Source organism: Azohydromonas lata NBRC 102462, from assembly GCF_001571085.1.
GTDB lineage: Bacteria > Pseudomonadota > Gammaproteobacteria > Burkholderiales > Burkholderiaceae_C > Azohydromonas > Azohydromonas lata.
Genome location: NZ_BCTC01000054.1, coordinates 1 through 15783, shown reverse-complemented (window position 1 = coordinate 15783; position 15783 = coordinate 1). Strand labels below are relative to the sequence as shown.

The following is a 15783-nucleotide window of genomic DNA, read 5'->3' as shown; positions in this document are numbered from 1 at the left end:
GGTCAGGTCCGGACGTTGACGGCCTCGCAGGCCAGGTCGATGTAGCCGCCGCGCCGGTTCGGCAGGACGGCCTTGATTTCGTAGGTCGTAGATCCGGAAACGACGCGCATGCCGGCGTCGATGCCCGTGCGCCAGCGCACGCGCACGGATCCGCGCGTGGTTGATGTGTCGGCGCCGGCCTTGATCGCTTCCAGACCTGAGAGGTGGCGCACATCGGCCCAGACGCCGGCGGCCGCAACCACCCAGGTCTGCACCGGCTGCCCAGCCGCGTCCTGGCCGGACTGGCGCTTGTGCAGGTCCACCTGCGTGTCGTACTGCCCGGCACCCATCAGCCGTACACCCGATACGGATCCAGGAGGCCGGCCAGGAACGGCAGGGCCTTCAGCTCCCTGGCCGCGGTGGCCTCGCGGTGTTCGTACATTGCGCCGACGTGCAGCAGGATCCACTGCCGGATCGCCGCCGGCACGTCGGCAGCGCTGTCGCCGTATCCGGCGACGTAGCGCACGCGCACGGCGTTGATCTCGGCGCTGGTGCTCGGCCACCCACGGCCTTTGGCTGGCACCAGCCAGGCCGGCGCCACGTCGTTGCTGTTGTCGAGCACGTAGTCGGCCGGGTCCAACGTGACGACCTCGTCGTCTTCAGCGATGTACTGCAGCGACTCAACGCCGAGCACACGCGGCCACTCCAGGCGCAGCGCATCGCTGAATGCGTCCGTGGTCATCTGCCAGGTCGCGCTCAGGAGCGTGCGCCGCATCTCGCCTTCGGCGAGGTGCCGTGCCGCCATAATGAGTCCCGCGATCAGCAGGTCCTCGTCGCCGCCGTCGACGCGCAGGTAAAGCTTCGCCTCTGCCACGCTCACCGGCTCGGTGGTGGCCTCCAGTACCTTGATCGTTGACAAGTTACCTCCGGGGGCGTTTCGTGTCGTTCAAGCGCGGCGCAAAGCCGCTGCCGCTCGGAGCCCGGCGGTACACGTGTGTCGTGAAGACGTACACCGACACGGTCGATCGAAGCGATGCCCGCTGCTGCACCGTGGTGCTCAAGGGGGTGGCGGTGCCAGCGGCGTTGGCCACTGCGACCGACACGCCTGCGCCCGCGGCTTGCGCGACCTGCACGGCTACGCTTGAAACCAGCAAGGTGCCCGCAGGGTGACTGGTGTCCACATAGACGCTCACGCCTGCGTTTGCCAGCGCCGACGACTGAACGCCAACGGCCATGCCGGCAGCGACTGCGCGCGTCTCCATCACCGGGATGGTGACGTCCACAACTGCCACCTGCGGCTCGTATTCCATCACCACGACGGACGTCACGGCAACGGCGCTCCGCCGCAGAGCCACGATCGCGTGCAGCTCGGCTTGAGCCGTGCGGTCCTGCTGAGCGCAGACGCTGAGCCCAGCCTGCACAGCCAGCGCCGCCTCGACGAGTGCCGATAGCTCAGCGCTCGCGCCAGCCGGGGCCAGCACGTTGACGGAGAACTCTGCCGTCAACGCCAGTGGTTCCCGCACGGCCACGTCGAAACTCGCCGACGCCACCTCTTCATGCTCGATCGCCAGGGAAGCCGGGAACGCGACCTCAGGGCTGCCACCGACGATCAGGGACAGCCCGGATTCAAGGCTGCCCGGGGCAGATACCGCGACGCTGACCTCTCCGACGACCCGGATGGACGACACGCGCATTGCCACCGGCGTTCCGGCCTGCTGGTGCGCATAGAGCGAGGCCCACCCGAGGTCCGAGGCCCACGCGACGGGGATGCCGTCGTCATAAGGCAGGACGCGCGGCACTTCCGGCAGCAGCGCGCTCATGCCGCCCAGGCCCGGCAGCGCCAGCGATCGCAGGCCGCCGGGTTGGTTGATGTGGACGCTCAGCGCGGCCGATGCGGCCTGTGCGGCTTGCACGGCAGCGTCCAGCGCGACGGACACCTCTGCCGTCACCATCACAGCGACCGACGCCGGCAGCGCGACGGCGACACCGCCTTGCACGTTCATCGACAGCGCCGAGGATGCAGCGCCAGCCGTCTGGACGGCCAGGTTCATGTCGGCGCTGGCCAGTGCTGGCGCCTGCACCGCAACGGAGGCCTGAACGGTGCGGCCACCGGCCGTTTGCACGGCCCCAACACCACCCAGGCCCGGTAATGCCAGGGACCGCAGGCCGGCGTTGCCGTGCACGAACAATGACACCGCGGCGCTGGCGCTGCTGGAACGCAGCACTGCGAGAGAAGCGGCGGCGCTCGCGGCTTGTGCGGCACGCACCGCGGCCGACAGCGGAGCCGATGCGTCCATTGCCACGTTGGCGGCACCGATGCCGCCCAGCGCCAGCAGCAACGGCGACCTGATGCCGCCATTGGACGTCTGGGGCGGCAAGCCTGCCGCCTGCAGCGACAGCGCCCCGAGGCTCAGGCTCATCGGGTCAGACCGTCGGCCAGCCGGTAGTGCGCCACGGGTAGGCGAGCACGGCGCTGAACGTGCCCAGCGCCTTCAATGCCGCCTCGTGGGCATCGGAGGCAGCACGGATCGCTTTGGCCTTGTCCCAGATGCCGCGCATCGCCTCGACCTCGTACACCTCCGGGATGCTCAGAGACCGTACGAAGCGCGCTTCGTTCAGCTCGTTCATGCGCGCATTCAGGTTCGACTGCTTCCAGGCCGGCAAGAACGCCAGGATGCGGTCCATGGCCTCCTGCTTGATCGCGGCAATGATCGGCGCGCGCGCATCGTCCAGGGTGTAGGCGTCGATGATGGCCTGCACGGCGGCGTCGTCGCTCGACTGCCACGCGCCGTCCTCCTGCACCAGCCAGTGGCCCTGGGTGCGGATGCGCTCGTGCAGGCCGGCGCCCTTTTCTTCGTACGCAATGGCCATCACTGGACTCCCACGAAGAGCATGACCGCGGCAGCGGAGCCGATGTTCGACGCGGTGGTCGTGCCGGCGCTGGACGGCAGCGCCAGGCTGCCGACGGTTTCCGTGCGGTATTCGATCGGGGCGTTGGCGTTGCCGTTGAGTCCGAACGGACTGCCGCCGATCAGCGCGCTGGCCGCGGAGTTATGGCCAGCGGTGACCAGCGACGACCCGGAGTAGAGGAACGCGGCGATGTACATCCCGGGCGGCAGGAACTGCGCCGTGCCGGCCGAAAGCACTTTGAAGCCGGTCGTGTCCACGGCAAACGCAGACGTCGACGCTCCAGAAATCAGGCTCCCAATCGAGCCGGTCGGCGTGAGGTTGTAGAGGCCAATGAGCGCTTGGCCACCGCTTGCTGCCGCCGTCGTGACGTTGCATGCAAAGCCGGTGACGATGCCCCCGGCGCGCAGAAGGAACGCCTGGTAGTAGACGGTGAGCGACGTCGGCGACGCACTGGCCGTGACGGTCGTGCGGTGTGCTGACGTGACGTAGCGCCCGACGCCGGCGGTGCTGTCGACCGTGGGCATCAGCGCCTCAGAGGTCGCATCGAGCGGCGTGCAGATGACCTGGGTCGTGCCCGTCAGGCTCGCGGCGGTGGCGCCGCCGTTCTTGGTCAGCGTCGTGCCGTCCCAAGTGCGCAGCACGCGCGAGCGCACCATCACCGTCGAGCTCGACATGGTGGCGATGCCACCTTCGACTGGCTGGTTGCTGCTGTTGAGCAGCGTGTACGCGAACGGCAGCGAGCCCATGAGCTGATACGGCGTCGGGAACCCAGGCAGGGCCGACAGCGTGAGGTTGCCCGTGCCGGTCGTCGTGGTCTGCGCCTTGGCCCAACTCGCGTGCATCGCTTGCTCCCAGCGAAGGTCAGGCTGCGCCGATGATGGGCACGGCCGCGGCGTCGGTCGTGAGCGTGCGCGTGGTTTGGGTCGTCGTGCCGTCCGGCGCCTTGACGGTCAGCGTGGTGCCGCTGATCGACCACACGGGCGCCAGGCTGTCCACTTTCAGGAAGTTCGTGCCGGCCACGATGGAGTCGTAGACGTTGGCCGGCACGACCATGATGTTCATGAACACGGGGAGCGCGCCGGTCTTGTTTACGGCGATAGTGAGGCGCCCCAGGGTGCCGGTATCGGTCGTGTTGAGCGGCACCGAGTAGTAGCCGTTCTCCATGTGCGTGGCACTGGTCGTGTCGCCCTTCTGCGCGAATGTCCCCGCGTTCTTGCTCAGCCGCACATCGGCCTGCGCGATCGACAGCGCCGTCTCGGCCGTGAAGCCGTCCGTGTTGTCCACAAACGGTCCGAGCACCAGCGTGACGGCGGTGCTTTGCTTGAGGATGTTCATTGCGCGAACCTCTGGCGGAGTTGATGCATCGAGCGCGGAGCCTGGGACTGCGACGACCCGGCGGCCTGCACTTCAAAGGCGATGTAGGCCCATGTCGCTGACGTGCCGCTCAGGCTCAACGTGAAGGCCGCGGAGTCGGTGCGCGGCTGCGTGGTGGGGCGGATGACGGCCGTGGTGAAGTCGCCGGTACTGTTGAACACCGAGCCCTCCAGTGAGCAGTTCGTGCCCGCCGTGGCCGAGTTGGCCGCGGTGTAGTCGCCCGCGAGCATCCACATGGCACTACCCGACTGCAGCGGCGTGATGGTCACCGACGCCGACGTGGCCTGGCTCTCTGCCGTGGAGAACGAGCGGACCGGCGTCGTTGCGTGCGCGCCGGAATGCACGATCGTCGTAAGCCGGCGGCCGAGGTCCTGCCAGCCGGTGTTGTTGACCGTGACCGTGATGTTCTCGTTGCGCGCGGCCACGGCGTACCAGGCCACGACTTTGGCGTTGTTGCCCGTCGAGGGCGATGAGTTCTGGCCGATCAGCGTCCAGGTCAGCCCAGCACCGACGCTGCCGGTGTTGGAGATGGAGAGCGTGCCAACGCTGCCGGAGGCGTTGGTGCCGCAGGTCCACATCACAACGACGAGTTGCCCCGTCGTCACGGCCGTGGCGGCGCTGGAGATATTGCCGGTGGTCCAGGTCCCGCTGGGGCTGGTGACGTGCGCGGCGCTGTAGGTGATGGGCATGCGCGGTCCTCAGGGTGCGAACTGGAAGCAACCGATGTCGGGCGTGCTCGGCACCAGGTTACCGAGCATGTCCACGGTCAAGCCGACGTTCGTGCCGACACCGCGCAGCACGGAAGACGCACCCGGGCGGAAGCCGAGCGCGTTGGAGGGCGCGGACACCAGGAACCCAAGATCAGCCGCTGTGATGCCCGCGGGCAGGTTGAAGCACGTGCCGGTGCCGCTGTTGTCGAACGCGTTCGTGGTGTTCGTGGAGCGCCACTGCATCGTGCTCGTGTTCGTGGCACGGAACGCGTTGTTCGTGAAGCGGATCGTCGGACCCGAGTTCGCGGCGTTGAGGATCGCGTTGAAGCCGTCGTTCGACAGGCACTCCAGGTCGACCGTGTTGTTGTAGATGTTGTAGTACGCCGGCTGCCCGCCGTTGAAAGTCGCCTGCGAGGACACGCAGTTGAACAGGATGCCGTTGTAGTGGCCGCCGCCGCGGTTGTAGATGAGGTTGTAGTAAATCTCGACGTTGTTGCACCACAAGTTCAGGCCGCCGTCGCCCAGGTAGATCGACTGGCCGCCGTTCTTCCAGACGTTGTAGCGCAGCGTGATGCGGTTGCCGCCAAACCACTGAATGTTGTCGCCGTGGGTGACGCCGCTGTCGTTGTCGTGGATGAAGCAGTATTCGACGATCAGGTCGTCGCCCTTGCCTTGGATGCCGTCTTCACGCCGGTTCACGTCGGAGTTCGGCATGACGCTGGCTTCGATGTAGCGCAGCGTGATGCCGTTGGAGCCGGTTCCGTCATCGCAGTGGACAGCGTAGTAGGCGTTGCGGGCGATGATGCCGTAACCACTTTCGAGGTCGGCGTTGCGAATCTGGCCGTCGACCGTGACGTAGTTCGAGCCGTCGAGGTTCAACGCTTTCGTGACGGCTGGCGACGCCGAGCCGCCAGCGTCGAAGATGACCGGATTGCCGCCGTCCACGGCGAACGCACTGGACCAGCCCGTGTCGGTGCCGTGGGAAGCCAGCGTGGCAGCCCGGATCGTGATGCGGTTGGCGTTGGTGCCGTTCCATCCTGGCCGGACAGCACCGTAGTTGCCGCCCGCCACCCACACCGTCATGCCGCCCGTGATACCGGAGGCCGAGGCAAAGCTGCTCCAGGCCGTGGACCAACTCAAGCCGTTGCCGCCTGCCGCGGCGCCGGCGCGGATGTAGCGGTAGGAGGGGCTGTCGGTGCCGCCGCCGCCGCCGGCATTGACGCTGATGCTCAGCGCGGACGAGGCGGACCTGGCGAGCTGGACGGCCGCAGACGCGGTGCCGCTCAAGACGCCCGGCGTTGGCTCCGGCACGGACTCGGCCGGGCGCCTGCGTGGCGTGCGTCCCATGCCGGCCCGCACAGCGATCGGTCTGCCGTATGCCATGGCTTCAGCCGTCGATTTCTTCGATGCGCAGGTTGATCGTCACGTTTCCGGTGCCGGTGACGCTGCGGAAGCTGACCTGGCCGTTGACGGGTACAGGCCACTCCCAGCCGGGAATGGCCACGTCCTTGTCGATGCCGCCGTTGGCGTTGGGTCCGAAGCGCCACAGCACTTCGCCGTCGAGCGTGGGCTGCACGCTCCAGGTCGTGTAGACGTTGAAGCTGGCCGACACGCTGGACGGGTTCACCTTGCTCGGGGTGATGGCGCCGCCACCGGTCGTTCCGCCAGAGCTGCGCTGCATCACGATCTCGTTGACCGAGGACGACGAGTCCATGCCCTTGATGTCCACCACGCTGATGCGCAGCGGCTTGCTGGCGCTGGCTTTGATCGTCAACAGGTCAGCGCTCAGGCTCAGAGCAGCGCGAGCGCGCGAAACGGAGTACAGCGGCATGGCAGCCTCTTGGAATTCAGGGGTGAATGTCCTGGCGCGATACGACGACCGCGCCGCTGGCGCTGTCGACGTAGACACGCACGCCGGCGAGCTCAACGACGGCCCATTCGACGTGTGCCCCGGCGAGCGGGCCGGCGACCATCACGCCGCGGCGGCGGAAGATCACGCCGTCGGTGTCGTGCAGGGCCACGCGCACGGCGCCGTTGGAGGCTGTGCGCATGCCGGTTGCCTCGTCAACGGCGATCTCGAATGGGGTGGGCGTCATGTCGTTGCGCCCTCAGATCTCATCCCAACCGAAAAAGACGGAATCGCCCGACGCCAGCCCGCCCGACGCGGTGGACTGCACTTCGCACATGAGCACCAGGTGGTCGCCCTTCTCGCCAGTGCTCGTGTATGGACCCGCGCCCAGGCTCAGCGGAGAGCCGGACGTGTACGAGAAGAAGTTGTTGTAGCCCGTGGTTGCCGTGGCCTCCGCCGGCGTGGCGTAGGTGGTCACCGCCTTGGCCCAGAGCAGGATGCCGGTGCCCAACGAGTTGGTGCCGTCGCTGTACGCCTTCAGGTTCGTGATCTGCGAGTACGTGCCGCCGGTCACCTCCAGGCGCAGCCACTTCTCGAAGCTGAAGTCGCTGCCAGAGGTGGGCTTGACCAGCGGGTTGTTCAGGTCGACGGTGGCGTTGTCGGCGTTCTTGAAGCGGACGCCGCCGCTGGCGTCGGTCGCAGTTGCGCCAGCGCCGTTCTTCTGCACGATTCGGACGATTGCAGCCATGACGGCCTCCAGAAATGAGAAGGCCGCCCGGAGGCGGCCTCAATTTGGCAACGAAGTGGGTCAGGCCGGCGGGTTGGCGGTCGGCTTGATCGACGCGTGGCCGAGCACCGCCACGGCTGCGAGTAGGGCTGCGGAAGCGTTGTTGACCGGGGTGATGGTCAGGCGCACGTAGCGCTTGGCGCCCCGGTAGCCGATCTTGCGGGGCTCGTTGTCGTCATCGAACTGGAATCCCGCCAGCACCTCGGTGCCGATCAGGTCGTCGTCGGCAACGGCCGCAGCGTCGGACAGGTTCGCGGCGTCGCCCTCCTCCACCAGTACGGTGAAGGTGGCGTCGGCGTCGGCCACGGCGCCGATGGCGATCAGGAACGTGAGGCTGTCGTAGCCGCGGCGGTCGATGATCTGGGACACCTGGGCGGTGTTGTCGGCCACGCTGACCGGGGCGATGGCCCGGGCCACGTGGATGTTGTTCATGAGATCACGCATGGGACTTCTCCGATGTGGTTGCGCTCAGGGCATCAGGCCGAGAAGTTCAGGAACTTGATCGCCTCGAAGTCCAGCACGCCGCCGCCGGTGCGCTTGGTGCTATAGAACTTCACGTACGGCTTGGACGTGTACGGGTCGCGCAGCACGCGGATGCCGATGCGGTCCACGATCTGGTAGCCGGCCTGGAAGTCCCCGAAGGCCAGCGACAAGCTGCCGGTGGCTGCCGCCGGCATGTCCTGGGCGTTCACGATCGGGTAGCCGAGCAGCCGGTCGGGTTGGCCAGCCTGCAGACCCGGCTGCCAGAGGTAGCCGTTTTGCTGGTCCTTGAACTTGCGCACCAGCGTGATGATTTCGCGCCGCGTCACCCACCGGGCATTGGCCAGGAAGTGAGCCTTGAAGGCGCCGATCAGGTCGAACAACACGTCGCCCGGGTTGGAGCTCGCGAAGGCGCCGTTGGCGCCGGTCTTGATGTGCTCCAGCGTGCCCCAGGCGCGCGTGGCATCGGCGGTAGCAGCCGTGGGGTAGTCGGCGAAGCCACGCGGCTTGGACACACCGTTGCCGGTGATGAAGGCGGCGTTCTCGACGCGGGTGAACTTGTCGCTCACCTTGCCCGACAGCCAGGCTTCGATATCCACCGCGGCGTCGTCCAGCAGCTTCTGCGTGGCCTTGGGCTGGGCGTACATCTCGTGCGCCTCGATGCGGTACTTCCCGACCTGCGGCGTGTTGGTGTCGTTGCGCGCGCTGGTCTCGCCCACCCAGCCGGCCGAGGCCTCGTCGAGGTCATTGATGCCTTCCAGGGCATCGGTGGAGATGGTCTGCACCGAGGCGATCTGCCGAATCGGCGAGGTCTCATAGACGCGCTGGATGATGCGGCCCACCATCGGCGTGGGCAGCAGGTAGCCGCCATCGGAGTCCACGCCGGCGGACATGGCCTTGCGCTCGGCGTCCGTCAGCATTTCCAGGTTGCCCTTACGTGCGAAGGACATGAAGGCGCTCTTGTAGGCGACGTACTGCTCGGTGGTGACCTCGGAGACGTGACCCGGAGCGTTGGCCAGGGAGCGGCGGTAGTCGTTGAAGGACTTCACCTCGGCGGCCAGGTCGCCGGCACCCTCGCCGGCACCACCCAGTGCCGGGCGGTTGAGCTTGGCCAGCGCGGCGTCAATCGCGCTCTTGGCTTCGCTCAGGCTGGTGAGGTCCTTGTCGATCTTGTCGAGCTTGGCCTCGAAGTCCGACAGCGCCTTGCCGTCGGCCTTGGCCTTGATCATGTTGTCGTTGGTGGTCTTGAACTCTTCGAAACCTCGGCCCATGGCCTCGACCAGCTTCTTGACCTCAAGCACTGCGGCACTGGCATCGACGCCGCCGCCATCTCCGCCGCCTGCGTTCTTGCGCTCGTAGCCGACAGCGGCCGGCGCCGCGGCCAGGACCAGGCCGAGCACCTGCGGATCCAGGCCGAACAGGGAATGCGCGGTCAGCGCGACGATGGCCGACACGTCAGCGCCAGCAACGGCAGCCGAGGCGACGGCAGCCAGGGCCGCGCACGCGGCCAGCAGGATGGATTTCTTCATGGTGTTGCCTCTCAGGGCTTGGTGAAGATGGAATGAACTCGCTGCACGGACGCCAGCAGGTCGCCGAGTTCCGCAGCAGCTACTCCGCTCCTCTCAACATCCCGTTGAGGTAGCGCTTTGAAGCCAGAGGCGACGATTGCCTTGGCATCGGACTGGGAGAAGCCCACATCCCGTAGAGCCTTCTCCGCATCACGAATCGTGAGGTCGTTCTTGACGGCCTGGACCCTGGCTTTCGGGTTCGCCGGGTTCGTCACCAGCGACACCTCGATGAGATCCACGGCCTTGAGCGTGCGCCGCGGCTCATCGGGCCGGGTTCGCACGGACCATTCCTTGGCCAGATAGCCGATGGACAGGCCGCTGATCGCCGGCCGCGGCGTCATCTTGAGCAGCTGGTACGCCTCGCTGCCGCGCGGCGTCGGCGCCAGCTTGCCTTCCACGAAGAGGCCGGTGTCGTCTTCATGCATGTCGGTCCAGATGCCGACAGGCGTCATCTCCGCGCCCAGCAGGCCGCCGTGCTGCATCAGCATGGCCGGCCATTGGCCGCTGCTCTTGGCGCGGCGCAGCGTGTCGGCGAAGGCGCCCTTCTGGATCACGTCGCCGTAGCTGTCGATGTTGCCGAAGACGGCTCCATACCCGCTGAAGGTCATCTCCTTCTCGTCGGCGCCGGAAAACTTCAGTTCGACCAGGCCGCACCCGAGATGGGCGGGATCCGCGCCGTCCTTGCGTTCGAAGCGGGCAGCGATGTTCATGGTGAGCTCCTTGCGGGGCTGAAATGCGAAAGCCGCCCGAAGGCGGCTCGTGTGTCTTGCGGCGCGACGCGTCAGGTGTCGTCGTTGGCGGCCGGCTGCGGCTGTCCGCCGCCGACGTTGGTCGGTACCGGCAGCTTCGCCGCCGCGCCGCCCATGGGGTTGAGCTCTTCCAGGCCGCGCACCTCGTCCTGCGTCATCCAGGCTGGCGAGCCGCCGGCGCCCAGTGCCTTGGCGAAATACTCGGCGCGGTCCTGCATGGCGCCATGCAGCAGGCCTTGGGCGATGAACTTGGCGTAGTAGCCGCGCACCACGTCGCGCTTGCCGATCAGGTGCGCATCGATGGACTGCTGCAGCCGGATGTACCAAGGCGACAAGCAATGCACGACGTGCGCGATCAGCATCTGCTCGACGCTGGCGTAGGTGGCTGTCTTGTCGGCGAAGCCGACCATGATCGGCATCACGCCGAAGCTGCGGCAGATCTCTTCGACCTGGAAGCGTCGCGTCTCCAGATGCTGGCTGTCAACGCCGGACATCGCCTGCGGCAGCCACTTGGCGCCGCGGTCGACGATCAGCGGCATGCTGGCGTTGTCGCCGGTGGTGTTCTCGACGATGAACTCGCGCAACACCTTGTACTGGTCGGGAAGCAGCTTGCCCTCGACCGAGTACGTGCCGCTCGGTCGCACGCCATTCCTGAACAACCTGGCGTGCTGCTCCTCGGCCGCGATGGCCAGGCCGATGGCCTCGCGCGCCAGCTCCACCGGGTCCATGCCCTGCCAGCCGTTCCAGCTCGGGCCGCGCACGTGCCAGATGGCCTCCTGCGGGAAGGCCTGTTGCGCCCCGTTGGGCATGGTGATGTTGTAGGTCAGCGTGCCGTCCGTGGCCCGGTCCACGCACACCTTCTGCGGCTCAAAGGAGATCAGCTCCTCGATGCGGCCGCCGCTCACGCGGTTGATGAACGAGTAGTGCTTGCCGGCCAGCGCCAGGTGCAGGCCCATCGTCTCGCGGTACTCGAAGCTTGTCTGCCACGGGTTGGGCTGGTTGTGCAGCAGGTAGTACAGCGGATGGTCCAGCGCTGGCGTCTTGCTCTCGCCCTGCTGCAGGAACACCTTCAGTGGCACCTGCGCGATTCCGCGCGAGATGACGCTCGCGCACGCCAGCACTGTGGACACCCGGATGGCGGTGTCCCAGTTCACGGCGATGCCGGCCTTCGACAGGCGGGAGCCGAACAGCTCCCGAAAAATCTCCAGCGTGTCGCCCGCCGATTTGCGCTGCGGTGCGACCAGCCTCCCCAGGAAGCTCACGGCGCGTCAGCCTTCCGGGCGCTGAGCACGGCAACGGCCAGCGCAATGGCGCCGCCAACGATCCAGCCAGCCGGCACATAGATGAGGCTTGCGCCATAGGCTATGGCTGAGGCGCCGCAGACGCCCAGCACGTCGGGGACGTGGCGCGCGGCCGCTGCGCTGCAGCGGGTCAGCAGTGTCGTCACGTCGTGGTCTCCCAGAAACTCTTGCCCCCGGCAGCGACCGGATTCATGGCCATCAGAGAGGCCGCATTGAAAAGTCCCATCAGCGGGTCGATCTTGGCCGTGCCAGACACCTGCTTGGTGATGGACACGGCGTTGCCCTGCTGTACCGTGCGGGCGTTGCCCACGCACCAGGCCATCATCGGCCGGCCGCCGTGCACCATCTCGCCGCCGGCGAGCTTGCGCTCACAGGTCTTGATGGCGCCGTTCAAGCGCCAGCCCTGGCTGATGCCCACGATCTGCTCCATCGTGATGTCGCGGCCCGGGGCCGTGAGCTCATCCACGATGTCGCCAATGCCGGCGGCGTCCACGCCCACCGCAGCCTTCTCCGGCAGCAGGCCGGCGTCGCGCACGCGGCAGACGATGTCGGCCACCTCGGTCACATCCTGGCCAGGAAGGTCCACGATGGTCAGGTCGCCATCGGCTTCGAAGTCGAGCAGCCGCGGCGCGATCTCCTTGCGGCGCGTCAGCACGATGCGGTGCGCCCAGGCATGGCTCCACACCAGCCAGCGGCGCGTCTCGCTGCAGCGGCCCAGGACGTCCAGGCCCAGCAGGTCGTCCAGCCCGCCGCCGTCGATGCCCACCGTGCATACCTCGGCGCGCGCGAGCAGCTCGTCCAGCGTGAGCACTGGCTCGGCCGCACCTTCCCAGTAGTCGGCACCAGCCCAGCGGTCGCCCCGCAGGTTCATGCCGATCTCGACGTTCAGGTGCTTGGCCAGGAACTCCTTGAAGGCGTTCTCACCGCTCTCCAGCGCTTGACTGTGCAGTTGCGTGATCCGCTCGGTATCGACCGAGGCACCCCAGTTGGGGTTGGTGACGTAGGCGTTTGCCAAATCCTTGTGCGCACCCGCCTCCAGCATGGACTGCGGGAATTCGTAGATCACCGGCAGGAAGCGCGGGTCCTTGATTGCACCATCGCGCACCTTGCGCGCGTACTGCAGCTTTTCCTTGAACACCCCCGCCGGCGGCTCTGCCGACTGTGTCGTGGCGTAGATGACGAAGCCCTCAGGCCTCGACGTCAGGCCGCCCGTGGCCTCCAGCAGCATGTTCGAAGCCTTGGCCTGCTTGCCGAACTCGTGCAGCTCGTCCACGAAGACGAACGACGCTTTCTTGCCTGACACGGTGTCCGAGTCGGCCGCAACCACCTTTAGGGTGGCACCCGTTTCTCTGTGCGTGATGGTGCGCCAGTAGTCCTGCACCTTCAGCAGCCCATGGTCCGGGTCGCCGAGCTCGTCGTCCGCGCGGATCATGTCGCGGATCGGCTTGTAGGAGTTGTCCGCTATCTCCTTGGTGGGCGACAGGATCAGCAGTTCGGCCGACTGCCGCCAATTCATGATCAGCGCGCACAGCATGATCGCCGCAGCAATCGTGCTCTTGGCGTTCTTCTTGCTCACGCAGAGCAGGAACTCGTTGATGTAGCGCCGCCCGTCCTCCGGGTTGTAGGCGCCGAACACGGCCCGCACGAAGTCGCGCAGCCAAGGCAGCGCAGCGTCGCGCAGCAGCGGCTGGCCGGTCACATCCACCAGCCTGAAACCGCCGCAGATGTCCCAGGCTTCGTCAGCCTCCTGGGGGAACAGCGGCGGCACCAAGATCAGCGGTTCGCGCGCAACGATCCTGCGCTCCCAGTCGGGGCAGGAGGTGGACCATTCCATGGTCAGCGATCAGCGGCTGGACACCAGGCGCGGGCCTTGGCGTGCCGCGTACTTGCTACCGCCGGTCCTCGGTGCGCCGTCTTCCTTCTTGCCGGGCGCCTTGCGGGGGTGCACGTAGGGCAGCGCGGCAGCCGCGGCCTTCACCTGTGCCGGACTCGGGTCCAGCTCGCCCTTCCAGACGGCGCGCAGGAACTCCAGCGGGTCCACGAGTTCGGTCACGACCGGCGTTTTTTTCGGGCGGCCGGCCCCAGGGCGGGCACCTCCGCTCCTGCCCTTTGCTCCAGCCATTTGAATATCTCTCAAAACGAGGCGTTGTTTTGCGCGTGCGGAACCGGGTGGTTTCGCCCTGACGGAATCGGTAAGATTTACCTACCCCTCCCCTCCTACCCCTCTGCATGAGGGGATACGGCAGGGGTCAACCCCCTGAGTAGGGGGTTGAGGGGTCAACGTCCACCCGCCCGCCGCCGCGCCTCCTCGGCCGACTTCCGGGCATGGCAGCCCACGTTCAGGCTCTGCCGGTTCTCGTCCGACTCAGCCCCGCCTTCCCACAGCGGCACCACATGGTCCACCACCGAAGCCAGCCGCGGCACCGGTGCGGCCTTGCACTCCTCGCACTGGCACAGCCCGTTGTCCCTGCGCAGGATGCGCTCGCGGATCGCCTGCAACCGTGAGCCGGTGATGCGCACCGTCTCGGTCGTGAACGTCCGCGCGCGCTGCGTGCTCACCGTCGCCACACGCGGCTTGAGCATCGTCAGCTTGGCCATGGCCATGAATTTGATGGAGCGGGCAACGGGACTCGAACCCGCGACCTGCGGCTTGGAAGACCGCAGCTCTACCAACTGAGCTACGCCCGCACCGGGAAAGAAAAAGCCCGCCGGACTTGCGTCGTGGCGGGCTCTGTGATTCTGCTAGGGGAGGTTCCCCAAAGATGGCGCGTTTCTAGCACACGCTGCGCAATCGCGCAAGATTTTTGTAAGTTTCGCGTCAGCTCCCAGCGCAGCCGAGGTGCATTACTCCTTGACTAGCGCGAATCGCGCTAGTAATATTCACCCCATCAGCACTGCACACCGCAAGCGCTGTCCCTCAAGGAGATTGAGATGCACATCGAATACGCCGCAGGCGTCTTCAAGGGCCGCATGCAATCGGCCCCGATCCATGCCCTCATTGGCCTGGTCGCTGAACCCGAATTCCTGCAGCAGGCCGATCTTCTCGGCGACAAGAAGGTGCAGGCGCTCGCCGCGAAGCTGCTCAAGGCCTATGACAGTGGCTTGCGCTTTCAGAAGGCAACGCAGAAGCAGCGCGAGACCATTGCCGCTGCACTGCTCGAAAAGCACGGCACGCCGCTCGCCGTTTACGCCGCCGCGATGGGCATGAGCGAGCTGCAGTTCATGGCCATCGTCGAAGCCGTCTGATCAGGAACAGAACGATGAAAACCGACTGCAGCATCGGCCCCTTCTCGTTCTGCGCCGGCCGCGCTTTGCGCGTGGCGGGCGTGGACTCCCGGCGCTGGACGCTGTACTACGGCGAGCAGCAGCTGGCCGAGCGCACCGTGCCGGAAGCCGCGACGCAGTACGGCGTGCGCGACGCCTTCGCCGACGACATGGGTGCCTTCGCGGCGGACCTGCGACGGCGCCACGCGCCAGGGCTGGTGCGCTTGCATGACGTGACAACGGGCCTGGACTTGGCCGCGTTCGCTGTCAGCGGCGGCGTGGTGCCGGGCATGTCGGCAGGGTTGCCGGACGACCGCTGGCAGCACTGGATCGTCTCGGCGAGCCGGCCGACGTTCAGCATGCCGCTGGAGTCGCTGGGCGAGTTCGCGCGGCTGCAATGCGAGCACGAGGCGCCACGCAATGCGTGGATCGCGGAGCTGCTGCCCGAGCACGTGCTGGCCGCGGACCCTGACGAGTGGGAGGCGCCAACGGCCTGGCAGATCCGCCACGTGGTGGGCGAGGGATCGTTCACTGGCGTGACCGGCGCCGCTGCGGCCGCGCTGGTCGGTGTGACGCCTCAGAATTTTCGCAAGTACCTCGCGCCCGAAGGTGCGTCCACGCGGCAGCGGATGAGCTATGCTCTGTGGCACTTGCTGATGCATCGACTCGGTGTCCAGCGGGTGCTGGTTGATCCCAGTCACTGCCGAACAGGCAGCTGAGAAATTGGTAGACATGGGTTCCACCGCACTGCCGAACAGGCAGCTCAGAAAAGGACCGCTTCGGTTTTCGTTTACTGCTGAATAAGCAGCTGA

The 15783-nt window shown here is 66.8% G+C and carries 21 protein-coding genes and 1 tRNA gene; 2 read left to right on the top strand and 20 right to left on the bottom strand.

Annotated features, from left to right (window positions below):
• Positions 1-2: 2 nt before the first annotated feature.
• From ALA01S_RS18395 to ALA01S_RS18300, 20 genes are all read right to left on the bottom strand, one after another.
• Positions 3-329, bottom strand: a complete 327-nt coding sequence (locus ALA01S_RS18395; RefSeq protein ID WP_066339250.1) for a phage head closure protein — start codon at positions 327-329, stop codon at positions 3-5.
• Positions 329-898 (bottom strand): head-tail connector protein, encoded by a 570-nt coding sequence (locus ALA01S_RS18390; protein ID WP_066339248.1) that lies wholly within the window; start codon positions 896-898, stop codon positions 329-331. Before ALA01S_RS18390 ends, ALA01S_RS18395 begins: the two co-directional genes overlap by 1 nt.
• A gap of 1 nt (position 899) precedes the next feature.
• Entirely contained in the window at positions 900-2399 is a 1500-nt protein-coding gene (locus tag ALA01S_RS18385) for a hypothetical protein (protein WP_066339245.1), read from the bottom strand.
• Positions 2400-2403: 4 nt separating this feature from the next.
• Positions 2404-2850 (bottom strand): hypothetical protein, encoded by a 447-nt coding sequence (locus ALA01S_RS18380; protein WP_066339243.1) that lies wholly within the window; start codon positions 2848-2850, stop codon positions 2404-2406.
• Positions 2850-3731: a hypothetical protein gene (locus ALA01S_RS18375; protein ID WP_066339242.1), complete on the bottom strand. Its 882-nt coding sequence runs from the start codon at positions 3729-3731 to the stop codon at positions 2850-2852. The genes ALA01S_RS18380 and ALA01S_RS18375 overlap by 1 nt, the downstream gene beginning before the upstream one ends.
• 19 nt (positions 3732-3750) lie before the next feature.
• A complete protein-coding gene (locus tag ALA01S_RS18370) occupies positions 3751-4224 on the bottom strand; it encodes a hypothetical protein (protein WP_066339237.1) in 474 nt (157 codons plus the stop codon).
• Complete coding sequence (locus ALA01S_RS18365; RefSeq protein WP_066339235.1) at positions 4221-4952, bottom strand: hypothetical protein; 732 nt, start codon at positions 4950-4952, stop codon at positions 4221-4223. Before ALA01S_RS18365 ends, ALA01S_RS18370 begins: the two co-directional genes overlap by 4 nt.
• A gap of 9 nt (positions 4953-4961) precedes the next feature.
• A complete protein-coding gene (locus ALA01S_RS18360; protein ID WP_157119107.1) occupies positions 4962-6356 on the bottom strand; it encodes a hypothetical protein in 1395 nt (464 codons plus the stop codon).
• A 4-nt stretch (positions 6357-6360) separates the two neighbouring features.
• The gene (locus ALA01S_RS18355; protein WP_157119106.1) at positions 6361-6747 is read right to left on the bottom strand and encodes a hypothetical protein; all 387 of its coding nucleotides are present in this window, start codon (positions 6745-6747) and stop codon (positions 6361-6363) included.
• Between the two features lie 73 nt (positions 6748-6820).
• Positions 6821-7069 (bottom strand): hypothetical protein, encoded by a 249-nt coding sequence (locus tag ALA01S_RS18350; RefSeq protein ID WP_066339229.1) that lies wholly within the window; start codon positions 7067-7069, stop codon positions 6821-6823.
• Positions 7070-7081: 12 nt separating this feature from the next.
• A complete protein-coding gene (locus ALA01S_RS18345) occupies positions 7082-7570 on the bottom strand; it encodes a hypothetical protein (protein WP_066339226.1) in 489 nt (162 codons plus the stop codon).
• Between the two features lie 60 nt (positions 7571-7630).
• The gene (locus tag ALA01S_RS18340; RefSeq protein ID WP_066339225.1) at positions 7631-8053 is read right to left on the bottom strand and encodes a hypothetical protein; all 423 of its coding nucleotides are present in this window, start codon (positions 8051-8053) and stop codon (positions 7631-7633) included.
• A gap of 32 nt (positions 8054-8085) precedes the next feature.
• Positions 8086-9618: a phage major capsid protein gene (locus tag ALA01S_RS18335; RefSeq protein WP_066339223.1), complete on the bottom strand. Its 1533-nt coding sequence runs from the start codon at positions 9616-9618 to the stop codon at positions 8086-8088.
• Positions 9619-9629: 11 nt separating this feature from the next.
• Complete coding sequence (locus tag ALA01S_RS18330) at positions 9630-10367, bottom strand: HK97 family phage prohead protease (RefSeq protein WP_066339220.1); 738 nt, start codon at positions 10365-10367, stop codon at positions 9630-9632.
• 71 nt (positions 10368-10438) lie between these two features.
• The gene (locus tag ALA01S_RS18325) at positions 10439-11668 is read right to left on the bottom strand and encodes a phage portal protein (RefSeq protein WP_084267700.1); all 1230 of its coding nucleotides are present in this window, start codon (positions 11666-11668) and stop codon (positions 10439-10441) included.
• Positions 11665-11853, bottom strand: coding sequence for a hypothetical protein (locus ALA01S_RS18320; protein WP_066339218.1), 189 nt, complete (start codon positions 11851-11853; stop codon positions 11665-11667). The genes ALA01S_RS18325 and ALA01S_RS18320 overlap by 4 nt, the downstream gene beginning before the upstream one ends.
• Complete coding sequence (locus ALA01S_RS18315) at positions 11850-13541, bottom strand: terminase large subunit (RefSeq protein ID WP_066339216.1); 1692 nt, start codon at positions 13539-13541, stop codon at positions 11850-11852. Before ALA01S_RS18315 ends, ALA01S_RS18320 begins: the two co-directional genes overlap by 4 nt.
• A 9-nt stretch (positions 13542-13550) precedes the next feature.
• Positions 13551-13760: a hypothetical protein gene (locus tag ALA01S_RS18310; protein WP_066339214.1), complete on the bottom strand. Its 210-nt coding sequence runs from the start codon at positions 13758-13760 to the stop codon at positions 13551-13553.
• A gap of 224 nt (positions 13761-13984) precedes the next feature.
• Positions 13985-14305 carry an HNH endonuclease gene (locus tag ALA01S_RS18305; RefSeq protein ID WP_169805957.1) on the bottom strand — a complete coding sequence of 107 codons (321 nt, stop codon included), beginning with the start codon at positions 14303-14305 and terminating at the stop codon, positions 13985-13987.
• Positions 14306-14319: 14 nt separating this feature from the next.
• Positions 14320-14395: transfer RNA gene (locus ALA01S_RS18300), tRNA-Gly, on the bottom strand.
• Positions 14396-14638: 243 nt separating this feature from the next.
• On the opposite strand from ALA01S_RS18300, the gene ALA01S_RS18295 reads away from it, so the two are divergent.
• Positions 14639-14953, top strand: coding sequence for a hypothetical protein (locus tag ALA01S_RS18295; RefSeq protein ID WP_066339209.1), 315 nt, complete (start codon positions 14639-14641; stop codon positions 14951-14953).
• Between the two features lie 14 nt (positions 14954-14967).
• The gene (locus tag ALA01S_RS18290) at positions 14968-15690 is read left to right on the top strand and encodes a hypothetical protein (protein ID WP_066339207.1); all 723 of its coding nucleotides are present in this window, start codon (positions 14968-14970) and stop codon (positions 15688-15690) included.
• Positions 15691-15783 lie beyond the last annotated feature (93 nt).